This window comes from Pseudomonas sp. GW456-E7, assembly GCF_059424105.1.
The window spans coordinates 46931-58654 of record NZ_JBWKZB010000022.1 but is presented as its reverse complement, the minus strand read 5'-3'; the positions used below and the strand labels follow the sequence as shown (position 1 = coordinate 58654).

Below are 11724 nucleotides of genomic sequence, written 5' to 3'. Positions count from 1 at the left end.
GGGGGAGCGTGCAATGTCCCTCGGCTCTCGGTTCGATGCTGTATCACCGCTCGCCCCTTTCAGGACAGCTTCTAAGGAGCAGTCATGAGCTATGTGATCGACCGACGTCTCAATGGCAAGAACAAGAGCACGGTGAACCGCCAGCGGTTTCTGCGGCGCTACCGTGATCACATTAAAAAGGCTGTCGAAGAGGCGGTCAGCCGGCGCTCCATTACCGATATGGAACACGGCGAACAAATCAGCATTCCCGGCCGCGACATCGACGAGCCGGTGCTTCACCACGGTCGTGGTGGCAAGCAGACGGTCGTGCACCCGGGCAACAAGGAGTTCACCAGTGGCGAACACATCGCCCGCCCACCAGGAGGCGGTGGCGGTCGAGGCCCCGGCAAGGCTGGCAATTCCGGTGAAGGGATGGACGAATTCGTCTTCCAGATCACCCAGGAAGAGTTCCTCGAGTTCATGTTCGAGGATCTCGAACTGCCCAACCTGGTCAAGCGCAACCTGACCGGCACCGACACCTTCAAGACCGTGCGGGCCGGGATCAGCAACGAGGGCAACCCGTCGCGGATCAACATCATCCGCACCCTGCGTTCAGCCCACGCCCGGCGCATCGCCCTGTCCGGCAGCAGCCGGGCAAAACTGCGTGAAGCGAAGGAAGAACTTCTGCGACTCAAGCAGGAAGAACCAGACAACTTCGGCGATATTCAGGAAATCGAAGCTGAAATCGAAAAACTCAGCGCGCGCATTCACCGGGTGCCGTTTCTCGACACGTTCGACCTCAAGTACAACTTGCTCATCAAGCAGCCCAACCCCAGTTCCAAGGCCGTAATGTTTTGCCTGATGGACGTGTCCGGCTCGATGACCCAGGCGACCAAGGACATCGCCAAGCGCTTCTTTATCCTGCTGTACCTGTTTCTCAAGCGGAACTACGACAAGATCGACGTTGTGTTCATCCGCCATCACACCAGTGCCCGCGAAGTGGACGAAGAAGAGTTTTTCTACTCCCGGGAAACCGGCGGCACCATCGTCTCCAGCGCCCTGAAACTGATGCAGGAGATCATGGCCGAACGCTATCCGAGCAACGAGTGGAACATCTACGCCGCCCAGGCCTCCGATGGCGACAACTGGAACGACGACTCTCCGATCTGCCGCGACATCCTGATCAACCAGATCATGCCATTCGTGCAGTACTACACTTACGTTGAGATCACCCCGCGCGAACACCAGGCCCTTTGGTTCGAATACGAGCGCATCGCCGAAGCCTTTTCCGACACGTTTGCCCAGCAACAACTGGTCTCGGCCGGGGATATCTATCCGGTCTTCCGTGAACTCTTCCAGCGCAGGTTAGTGACATGACCGCCAAAGAGCAGAAGCGCCAACCCATTTCCACCGGCTCCGAATGGACGTTCGAGCTGATCCAGGCGTACGACCGCGAAATCAGTCGCATTGCGGCGGGTTACGCCCTCGATACGTACCCGAACCAGATCGAAGTGATCACCGCCGAGCAGATGATGGATGCCTACGCCTCCGTCGGCATGCCTCTGGGTTATCACCACTGGTCCTACGGCAAGCACTTCCTCAGCACTGAAAAATCCTACACCCGCGGCCAGATGGGTCTGGCGTACGAGATCGTGATCAACTCCGACCCGTGCATCGCCTACCTGATGGAAGAAAACACCATCTGCATGCAGGCGTTGGTGGTGGCCCATGCCTGCTACGGGCACAACAGCTTTTTCAAAGGCAATTACCTGTTCCGCACCTGGACCGACGCTAGCTCGATCATCGATTACCTGGTGTTTGCCAAGCAGTACATCATGCAATGCGAGGAGCGCCACGGCATCGACGCGGTCGAGGACCTGCTCGACTCCTGCCATGCGCTGATGAACTATGGCGTCGACCGCTACAAACGCCCCTATCCGATTTCCGCGGAAGAAGAGCGCCGCCGGCAAAAGGACCGGGAGGAACATTTGCAGAAACAGATCAACGATCTGTGGCGCACCATTCCCAAGGGCGCGGACAAGTACAGCGACAAGGACAACGCGCGCTTCCCCGCCGAACCTCAGGAAAACATCCTGTATTTCATCGAAAAACATGCGCCGCTGCTGGAACCATGGCAGCGGGAAATCGTGCGCATCGTGCGCAAGATCGCCCAGTATTTTTATCCACAGCGCCAGACCCAGGTGATGAACGAAGGTTGGGCCACCTTCTGGCACTACACCCTGATGAACGATCTGTACGACGAGGGCCTGGTCACCGACGGCTTCATGATGGAGTTCCTGACGTCCCACACCAGCGTGGTGTTCCAGCCTGGCTTCGACAGCCCCTACTACAGCGGCATCAACCCTTACGCCCTGGGGTTTGCCATGTACCGTGACATCCGTCGCATGTGCGAAGAGCCCACGGAAGAAGATCGCCGCTGGTTCCCCGACATTGCCGGTACCGACTGGCTGGCAGCCATCAAGTTCGCCATGAGCAGCTTCAAGGATGAGAGCTTCATCCTGCAGTACCTCTCACCCAAGGTGATCCGCGACCTCAAGCTGTTCAGCATTCTCGATGACGATCAGAAGGACGACCTGCTGGTGCCCGCCATTCACGACGAAGGTGGCTACCGCATCATCCGGGAAACCCTGGCCGCGCAGTACAACCTGGGCAATCGCGAACCTAACGTGCAGATCTATAGCATCGACCGGCGTGGCGACCGCTCCCTGACCCTGCGTCACCAGCAACACGACCGCAAACCGCTGGGCGACTCGACCGAAGAAGTGCTCAAACACCTGCACCGCCTTTGGGGTTTCGACATTCACCTGGAAACCCTGCAAGGGGACACCGTGATGAAAACCCACCATGTGCCGCCCCGAAACGAGCACGGCGAAGGTGATTACGGTCGACTGGACCTGGCTGTCATCCATCTTTGATCCGCTTTGCGCCTCCGAAAGCTCGATGCAAGGGTTATCCTGTCGAGCTAACGGAGGTTTTTTATGCGTATTTATAAAGTCGGCGGTGCGGTACGTGATCGCCTGCTGGGTATACCGGTCACCGATATCGACTGGGTCGTGGTCGGTGCCACCACCGAAGAAATGCTTGCCAAGGGCTTTCGTCCGGTGGGCGCGGATTTCCCGGTGTTCCTTCATCCAAAAAGCGGTGAGGAATACGCCCTCGCCCGCACCGAGCGCAAAAGCGGGCGCGGTTACGGCGGGTTCACTTTTCACGCCAGCCCTGAAGTCACCCTTGAAGAAGACCTGATCCGTCGCGACCTGACCATCAACGCCATGGCCGAAGACGATCAGCAGAACCTGACCGACCCCTACCACGGCCAGCGCGATCTCGAAGCGCGCCTGCTGCGCCATGTTTCCCCGGCGTTTGCCGAGGATCCACTCAGAGTCCTGCGTGTAGCCCGCTTTGCCGCGCGATATGCCGCGCTGGGTTTTACCGTCGCCCCGGAGACCCTTGAACTGATGCGTCAACTCAGCGAGTCAGGCGAGCTTGAGGCGTTGACTCCCGAGCGCAGCTGGAAGGAAATCTCCCGCGCCCTGATGGAAGATCAGCCGCAGGTGTTTATCGAGGTGTTGCGCGCATGTGGCGCACTCAAGGTGCTGATGCCGGAGGTCGACGCACTGTTCGGCGTCCCGCAGCCCCCGGCCCATCACCCGGAAATCGATACTGGCGCGCACACCCTGAGCGTGTTGCAGCAAGCAGCACTGCACAAACAGCCGCTGACCGTGCGCTGGGCCTGCCTGCTGCACGATCTGGGCAAGGGCCTGACGCCAGAGGAGGAATGGCCGCGGCACATTGCCCACGAGTTCAAGGGCCTGAAGCTGATCAAAGCGGTCAACGAACGCTTCAAGGCGCCGAGAGACTGCCAGGAACTGGCAATGCTGGTGGGCGAGTACCACACCCACGGGCATCGCGCCCTGGAGCTGAAACCATCGACATTGCTGGAATTGTTGCAAAGTTTCGACGTTTACCGTCGGCCACAGCGGTTCGAGGAGTTCATCGCGGCATGCGAAATGGATGCGCGCGGACGCGAAGGGCTGGAGCAGAGAAGTTATCCACAGGCGGATTATCTGCGTGGGGCGGCGACTGCGGCGCGCAGTATTGCGGTGCAGCCGCTGCTGGAGAAGGGTTTCAAGGGACCAGAGTTGGGCGAGGCGATCAAGCGTGAGCGGCTCAAGGCGTTGAAGGCCTACAAAGACAATGCCTGAAGAGCAAAAGATCGCAGCCTTCGGCAGCTCCTACAGGGTGCACATCAATCCTCTGTAGGAGCTGCCGAAGGCTGCGATCTTTTGCCTTACAACAAATTCGAAGGGGTCAACTGTTCGCCGCGCCACTCGAATGCCACCGGCGCCAAGACCTGATCGATCTGAGCTTCACCCCACAAAGTAGCAAAACTTTTGCCTACACCTGGATGCACTCTGTCTGGCGCGATCAGCGACAACGGCCACAACACAAAGGCATTTTTCAGAATTTCGGCCCGCGGCAGAATCAAGCCATCGAAGTTGCCCACCAGTTCCCCGAACAACAACACGTCGATATCCAGCGGCAAACCTCGGCGATCCGGTGCGTAACGACCGTTATCCGCCTCAATGAACTTCAGGCGACGATCAAGCTCCATCAGCGGCAGATCGGTATACGCCGACACCACGAAATTGAAGAACGGCCCGCTCTTGATGCCCACCGGCTGGCTTTCGAACACCGCCGAACAGCGGATATCGACAAGGAACGCCGCCAATGCATCGAGCCCCGCCCGCAAATGGGTTTCACGCTCGATATTGCTACCGAGCCCGAGGTACACCTGAGTCAGCGACATCCGCGCTCGATCTCCACGCCCACACCACCGGTGGCAGCCGGGACCGCGCCTGGTTTGGTCAGCTTCAGACGCACCCAGGTGATCTTGAATTCGCTCATCAGTACTTCAACCAGACGCTCGGCAAAAGTCTCGACCAGCTGATATTGCGCCTGCTCGGCAAACGCCTGGATGCGCGAGGAAACACTGGCGTAGTCGAGCGCCAGGGTCAGGTCATCACCGGCCGCGGCCGGGCGATTATCCCAGGCGAAGCTCAGGTCAAGACGCAAGCACTGTCGGATGCCTCGCTCCCAGTCGTAGGCACCAATCACCGTGTCGACTTCCAGGCCCTCGATAAACACTCTGTCCAAGCACTTCTCTCCGCTACACGACAAGGGCGCAATGCGCCGTTAGAATCAGGGCTTCCTCGCCCGGAATAGTTAGCATGTTTTGGTTATTGGCGATCCTCGCCTACCTGCTCGGCTCTCTGTCCTTTGCCATTTTGCTCAGCCGCCTGACCGGTAACCCCGATCCGCGAATGAGTGGCTCGGGCAATGCCGGCGCCACCAACATGTTGCGCCTGGCCGGCAAGAAACTCGCCATCCTGACCCTGCTCGGCGACCTTTGCAAAGGCCTGCTGCCGGTACTGATAGCGCGCCTTGCGGGCCTTTCGCAGCAGGAGCAAGCCTGGATCGGCGTCTATGCCGTCATCGGCCACCTGTTTCCGCTGTACTTCCGCTTTCGCGGCGGCAAGGGTGTCGCCACCGCTGCCGGCATGTTGCTGGGGCTGTATCCGCCCGCCGCCCTTCTGGCGGTCTGCGCCTGGCTCTTGACGTTCTACCTGACCCGCACCAGCTCCCTGGCCGCCCTGATCGCCACGCCGCTGACCCTGCCGTTGCTGGCCTGGCAAGAACCAGCGGCCCTGCTACCCATGAGCACGCTCACCGGGCTGATCGTCTGGCGCCATCGCGGCAATCTACGCGACCTGTTTGCCGGGCGCGAACGGCATTTCTAGCGGCCGGACATGAGCACCGCTCATCACAACGCCGACAACTGCTCCATCGGCCAGCGTGCCTGCACACTGATCGCCAGGCTTTCCTGCTGACCAGCCTGCAAGCGCTGGCAGCCGGCAAAGGCGATCATCGCGCCGTTATCGGTACAGAACTGCGGACGGGCATAAAACACATCGCCCTTCATATCGCCGAGCATTTTCTCCAGAGAAGTGCGCAACGCCTTGTTGGCACTGACGCCCCCGGCGATCACCAGGCGCTTCATGCCGGCGGCTTTAAGGGCACGCTTGCACTTGATGGTCAAAGTCTCCACCACGGCCTGCTGGAACGCCAGTGCGATGTCGCATTGGGCTTGCTCGCCGTCGTCCCCGGCACTGACGCATTGTTGCCAGGTATTCAACGCAAAGGTTTTCAGGCCACTGAAGCTGAAATCCAGGCCCGGGCGGTCGCACATCGGACGCGGGAAGACGAAACGCCCTGCAACACCCTGCTCTGCAAGGCGAGCGATCTCAGGTCCCCCCGGATAATTGAGCCCCATCATCTTGGCCGTCTTGTCGAAAGCTTCGCCGGCCGCATCATCCAGGGTCTCGCCCAAGAGCGTGTACTGACCAATTCCGTCGACCTGAACCAGCTGCGTATGACCACCGGAGACCAACAAAGCGACGAACGGGAATTCCGGCGGTTGCGACTCCAGCATCGGTGCCAGCAAGTGGCCTTCCATGTGGTGTACGCCGAGGGCCGGAATGCCCCAGGCAAAGGCCAGCGCCTGGGCGCAGGAAGCCCCCACCAGCAAGGCACCGACCAGGCCAGGACCCGCGGTATAGGCGATGGCGTCGATCTCGGTCGGCACGCAGTCGGCCTCGGCCAACACCTGACGAATCAAGGGCAGCATGCGTTTGACGTGATCGCGCGAAGCCAGCTCTGGCACCACGCCACCATAGGCGCGGTGCAGGTCGATCTGACTGAAAAGCGCATCGGCCAACAGCCCGCGTTCACTGTCATATAATGCGACGCCGGTTTCGTCGCAGGAGGTTTCTAATCCCAGTACTAGCATGGGTTTGCGCCTTGTTTAGGCTGAATTCGAAGGCGCGCATAATAGTCGTCGCGGGATGCCCCGACCAGCGGTTTTCGATCAGAGGCTTTGCATTCCGAGCGATGAGGGGTTAACATCCGCAACCCTTAAAAACCGACGTCTTCAAGTGCTCTTTTGCCGCGAGGATGTTGACCCCGGTAATGAATGAAGGTAGCTCTGGATGCCAGCCGTCAAAGTAAAAGAGAACGAACCCTTCGACGTAGCTCTGCGTCGTTTCAAGCGCTCCTGCGAAAAAGCCGGTGTACTGGCTGAAGTTCGTAGCCGCGAATTTTACGAGAAGCCAACTTCTGAGCGTAAGCGCAAAGCAGCTGCTGCTGTTAAGCGTCACGCCAAGAAAGTTCAGCGCGAACAGCGCCGCGCCGTTCGTCTGTACTAATACACAGACGACCGTAGCAAGCTTCTGCCAAGCCCGGCCCTCAGCCGGGCTTATGGCATTTGCGTAAAACGCTTGATGCTTCACTGTCGAAGCCGCAGACGCGACCGAGACAAATCTGCTTCACCGCGTCAGACCTGGCTCTTTTGCCAGCGGTGCACGTCTTTTCTGACGAGCCTTTCAAGGCTACTGACGAGCACACCCACTGATTCCTCTCACGACGATCAGCCCAAGGCACCTGCTTGCGTGCCGAATGATGAGCTATCCGAGGCCTGTGATTGGCCGCAGCGGATTCAGCGCAACACATTCAAACAGTCGAATACTGAATGGCATTAACGTCAGTGGATTTTCGGCAGATACACTTCCCGACAGCGATTTCGCAGACGACACTGGTCGAGCCGCATACTTTGCGCGCCTCAATCAATGCCCGCGTTCGGTCGCCGTACGTTTCGGGCTCCTTTCAGCGCAGATGACGAGAACGCCATGGCCGGGCTAATTCCCCAGAGCTTCATTGACGACCTTCTGAACCGCACCGACATCGTCGATGTGGTCAGCTCGCGCCTGCAATTGAAAAAAGCCGGCAAGAACCACACCGCCTGCTGCCCGTTCCACAAGGAAAAGACACCCTCGTTCAGCGTCAGCCCCGACAAGCAGTTCTATTACTGCTTCGGCTGCGGCGCTGGCGGCAACGCCCTCGGCTTCATCATGGACCACGACAACCTGGATTTCGTCCAGGCGGTCGAAGAACTGGCCAAAGCCGCCGGCATGGAAATCCCCCGCGAAGAAAGCGGCCGCCCGCACAAGCCGCGGCAGCCGACCGATTCGCCGCTGTATCCGCTGCTCAGCGCCGCCGCCGACTTTTATCGCCAGGCCTTGAAAAGCCATCCATCGCGCAAGGCCGCCGTGGACTACCTGAAAGGTCGCGGGCTGACCGGCGAAATCGCCCGGGACTTCGGCCTGGGCTTTGCACCGCCCGGCTGGGACAACCTGTTCAAGCACTTGAGCAGCGATACCCTGCAACAAAAAGCCATGATCGATGCCGGCCTGCTGATCGAAAACGCCGAAAGCGGCAAACGTTACGACCGTTTCCGCGACCGGGTGATGTTCCCGATCCGCGACAGCCGCGGGCGCGTCATCGCCTTTGGCGGCCGGGTATTGGGCGACGACAAGCCGAAGTACCTCAACTCCCCGGAAACCCCGGTATTCCATAAGGGCCAGGAACTCTACGGCCTGTACGAAGCGCGCAAGACCAACCGCAACCTCGACGAGATCATCGTCGTCGAGGGCTACATGGACGTCATTGCCCTGGCCCAACAAGGCCTGCGCAATGCCGTCGCGACCTTGGGTACCGCCACCAGCGAAGAGCACCTCAAGCGGCTGTTTCGCGTCGTGCCCAGCGTGCTGTTCTGCTTCGACGGCGATCAGGCTGGTCGCAATGCGGCATGGCGAGCACTGGAGGCAACACTTTCGAGCTTGCAGGACGGTCGCCGTGCACGTTTTCTGTTCCTGCCCGAGGGCGAGGATCCGGACACCCTGGTCCGCTCCGAAGGCACCGACGCCTTCCGCGCACGGATCAACCAGCATGCACAACCGCTGGCCGATTACTTCTTCCAGCAATTAACGGAAGAAGCCGACCCGCGCTCGCTCGAGGGCAAGGCCCACATGGCCACCCTCGCCGCACCGCTGATCGACAAAGTCCCTGGCGCCAACCTGCGCACCCTGATGCGTCAGCGCCTGAGCGAAATCACCGGCCTGAGCGGCGAAGCGGTGAGCCAGCTGGCACAAAGCGCCCCGCAGGAAGCACCGCCGGCCTACGATCCGGGCATCGATTACGACGCGATGCCCGACTACAGCGACTATCATCAGCCGCAGGCACAGGACATGTATGTGCCGCAGCAGGAATGGACGCCAAAGAAACCCGGTGCAGGAGGCAAGAAATGGGACAAGAAACCGTGGGACAAGAATGGCAAACGGGGCGGTGATCGCGATCAACCCCGCGCGCCACGGGTGCCCGCCGCCGTAGAACCGCCGACCCTCGCCGCCTTGCGCACGCTGCTGCATCACCCGCAACTGGCCGAAAAAGTCGAGGATGCCGGGCACTTCGCCGCCGAGGATCACACCAACACACAATTGCTGGTGGCGCTGCTCGAAGCCGTGCAGAAGAATCCCAAGCTAAACTCAATTCAGCTGATTGCCCGCTGGCACGGCACAGAGCAGGGCCGCTTGCTCAAGGCCCTGGCGGAAAAGGAATGGCTGATTGATGGAGACAACCTTGAACAACAGTTTTTCGACACCATTACTAGCTTGTCAGCCCGCCAACGCGAGCGAAACCTGGAACAACTTCTTCGAAAAGCACGTCAAAGTGAATTGAGCACCGAAGAGAAAAACCAACTGCGCGACCTTTTAAGTCGCAATGTTTCCGCATCAAACCCGACCTCAACTGGCGCGTGAGGTCATAGCTCAGGTATAATCCTCGGCTTGTTTTTTGCCCGCCAAGACCTTCAGTGGATAGGGTGTTATGTCCGGAAAAGCGCAACAGCAGTCTCGTATCAAAGAGTTGATCACACTTGGTCGTGAGCAGGGCTACCTGACTTACGCGGAGGTCAACGACCACCTGCCGGAGGATATTTCAGATCCGGAACAGGTGGAAGACATCATCCGCATGATCAATGACATGGGGATCAACGTATTCGAGGTTGCGCCAGATAAGGATTCCCTTATGCTGGCCGACGCCGATACCGACGAAGCCGCAGCCGAAGAGGCCGCTGCAGCGTTGGCTGCGGTCGAGACCGACATTGGTCGCACTACCGACCCGGTGCGCATGTACATGCGCGAAATGGGTACGGTGGAGCTCCTCACGCGTGAAGGCGAAATTGAAATCGCCAAGCGTATTGAAGAGGGCATCCGTGAGGTGATGAGCGCCATCGCGCACTTCCCTGGCACGGTTGATCATATTCTCTCCGAGTACACCCGCGTCACCACCGAAGGTGGCCGCCTGTCCGACGTCCTGAGCGGTTATATCGACCCGGATGACGGCATCGCGCCGCCTGCGGCAGAAGTGCCGCCACCGATTGACGCGAAAGCCGTCAAGGCGGATGACGACACCGACGACGAAGACGGTGAAGCCTCGGATGACGAGGAAGAAGCCGAAAGCGGTCCGGATCCGATCATCGCCGCCCAGCGTTTTGGCGCCGTGGCCGATCAGATGGAAATCACCCGCAAGGCGCTGAAAAAGCACGGTCGTCACAACAAGGCAGCGATTGCCGAGTTGCTGGCCCTGGCCGACCTGTTCATGCCGATCAAACTGGTGCCGAAGCAATTCGAAGCCCTGGTCGAGCGTGTTCGCAGCGCCCTGGATCGCCTGCGTCAGCAAGAGCGTGCAATCATGCAGCTCTGCGTTCGTGATGCGCGCATGCCGCGTGCAGACTTCCTGCGCCAGTTCCCGGGCAACGAAGTCGACGAAAGCTGGAGTGACGCCCTGGCCAAAGGCAAAAGCAAATACGCTGAAGCCATTGGCCGCCTGCAGCCGGACATCGTCCGTTGCCAGCAGAAGCTGACTGCGCTGGAAACCGAAACAGGTTTGACCATCGCCGAGATCAAGGACATCAACCGTCGCATGTCGATCGGTGAGGCCAAGGCCCGCCGCGCGAAGAAAGAGATGGTTGAAGCCAACTTGCGTCTGGTGATCTCGATCGCCAAGAAGTACACCAACCGTGGCCTGCAATTCCTCGATCTGATCCAGGAAGGCAACATCGGCTTGATGAAAGCGGTAGACAAGTTCGAATACCGTCGCGGCTACAAGTTCTCGACTTATGCCACCTGGTGGATCCGTCAGGCGATCACTCGCTCGATCGCCGACCAGGCCCGCACCATCCGTATTCCGGTGCACATGATCGAGACGATCAACAAGCTCAACCGCATTTCCCGGCAGATGCTGCAGGAAATGGGTCGCGAACCGACCCCGGAAGAGCTGGGCGAACGCATGGAAATGCCTGAGGACAAGATCCGCAAGGTATTGAAGATCGCTAAAGAGCCGATCTCCATGGAAACCCCGATCGGTGATGACGAAGACTCCCATCTGGGTGACTTCATCGAAGACTCGACCATGCAGTCGCCAATCGATGTTGCAACCGTTGAGAGCCTTAAAGAAGCGACTCGCGAAGTGCTGTCCGGCCTCACTGCCCGTGAAGCCAAGGTACTGCGCATGCGTTTCGGTATCGACATGAATACCGACCACACCCTCGAAGAGGTTGGTAAACAGTTTGACGTGACCCGTGAGCGGATTCGTCAGATCGAAGCCAAGGCGCTGCGCAAGCTGCGCCACCCGACGAGAAGCGAGCATCTGCGCTCCTTCCTCGACGAGTGATCACAAAACCCCCGGCCCAGGCCGGGGGTTTTGTTTTATGGCAGATTAATATCTCCACACCTCCCCCTCCGCCCTATAGCCCGTCTACACTCGAAACAT

10 protein-coding genes are annotated in these 11724 nt (G+C 59.4%); 7 read left to right on the top strand and 3 right to left on the bottom strand.

Going from position 1 to position 11724, the window contains the following annotated elements; translation table 11 throughout:
* Window positions 1-84 precede the first annotated feature (84 nt).
* From AC07YV_RS15865 to AC07YV_RS15855, 3 genes are all read left to right on the top strand, one after another.
* A complete protein-coding gene (locus AC07YV_RS15865; protein ID WP_007980218.1) occupies window positions 85-1356 on the top strand; it encodes a YeaH/YhbH family protein in 1272 nt (423 codons plus the stop codon).
* A complete protein-coding gene (locus AC07YV_RS15860) occupies window positions 1353-2915 on the top strand; it encodes a SpoVR family protein (protein WP_102700182.1) in 1563 nt (520 codons plus the stop codon). Before AC07YV_RS15865 ends, AC07YV_RS15860 begins: the two co-directional genes overlap by 4 nt.
* Before the next feature lie 63 nt (window positions 2916-2978).
* Complete coding sequence (locus tag AC07YV_RS15855) at window positions 2979-4202, top strand: multifunctional CCA addition/repair protein (protein ID WP_102700181.1); 1224 nt, start codon at window positions 2979-2981, stop codon at window positions 4200-4202.
* An 86-nt stretch (window positions 4203-4288) separates the two neighbouring features.
* Here AC07YV_RS15855 and folK read toward each other — a convergent pair whose 3' ends face one another.
* Window positions 4289-4807 (bottom strand): 2-amino-4-hydroxy-6-hydroxymethyldihydropteridine diphosphokinase, encoded by a 519-nt coding sequence (gene folK / locus AC07YV_RS15850; protein WP_102700180.1) that lies wholly within the window; start codon window positions 4805-4807, stop codon window positions 4289-4291.
* Window positions 4798-5154: a dihydroneopterin aldolase gene (folB, locus tag AC07YV_RS15845; RefSeq protein ID WP_007980224.1), complete on the bottom strand. Its 357-nt coding sequence runs from the start codon at window positions 5152-5154 to the stop codon at window positions 4798-4800. Before folB ends, folK begins: the two co-directional genes overlap by 10 nt.
* A 74-nt stretch (window positions 5155-5228) precedes the next feature.
* On the opposite strand from folB, the gene plsY reads away from it, so the two are divergent.
* Window positions 5229-5798 carry a glycerol-3-phosphate 1-O-acyltransferase PlsY gene (gene plsY, locus AC07YV_RS15840; RefSeq protein ID WP_007993197.1) on the top strand — a complete coding sequence of 190 codons (570 nt, stop codon included), beginning with the start codon at window positions 5229-5231 and terminating at the stop codon, window positions 5796-5798.
* Between the two features lie 23 nt (window positions 5799-5821).
* Here the strand turns inward: plsY and tsaD are convergent, their stop codons facing one another.
* Complete coding sequence (gene tsaD, locus AC07YV_RS15835; RefSeq protein ID WP_102700179.1) at window positions 5822-6847, bottom strand: tRNA (adenosine(37)-N6)-threonylcarbamoyltransferase complex transferase subunit TsaD; 1026 nt, start codon at window positions 6845-6847, stop codon at window positions 5822-5824.
* A 199-nt stretch (window positions 6848-7046) separates the two neighbouring features.
* Here tsaD and rpsU point away from each other — a divergent pair, with 199 nt between their 5' ends.
* The 3 genes from rpsU (at window position 7047) to rpoD (ending at window position 11625) form a co-directional block, all read left to right on the top strand.
* Window positions 7047-7262: a 30S ribosomal protein S21 gene (gene rpsU, locus AC07YV_RS15830; RefSeq protein ID WP_002551877.1), complete on the top strand. Its 216-nt coding sequence runs from the start codon at window positions 7047-7049 to the stop codon at window positions 7260-7262.
* 480 nt (window positions 7263-7742) lie between these two features.
* The gene (dnaG, locus tag AC07YV_RS15825; RefSeq protein ID WP_007980233.1) at window positions 7743-9710 is read left to right on the top strand and encodes a DNA primase; all 1968 of its coding nucleotides are present in this window, start codon (window positions 7743-7745) and stop codon (window positions 9708-9710) included.
* Between the two features lie 67 nt (window positions 9711-9777).
* Window positions 9778-11625: an RNA polymerase sigma factor RpoD gene (gene rpoD / locus AC07YV_RS15820; protein WP_007980239.1), complete on the top strand. Its 1848-nt coding sequence runs from the start codon at window positions 9778-9780 to the stop codon at window positions 11623-11625.
* Window positions 11626-11724: the final 99 nt, after the last annotated feature.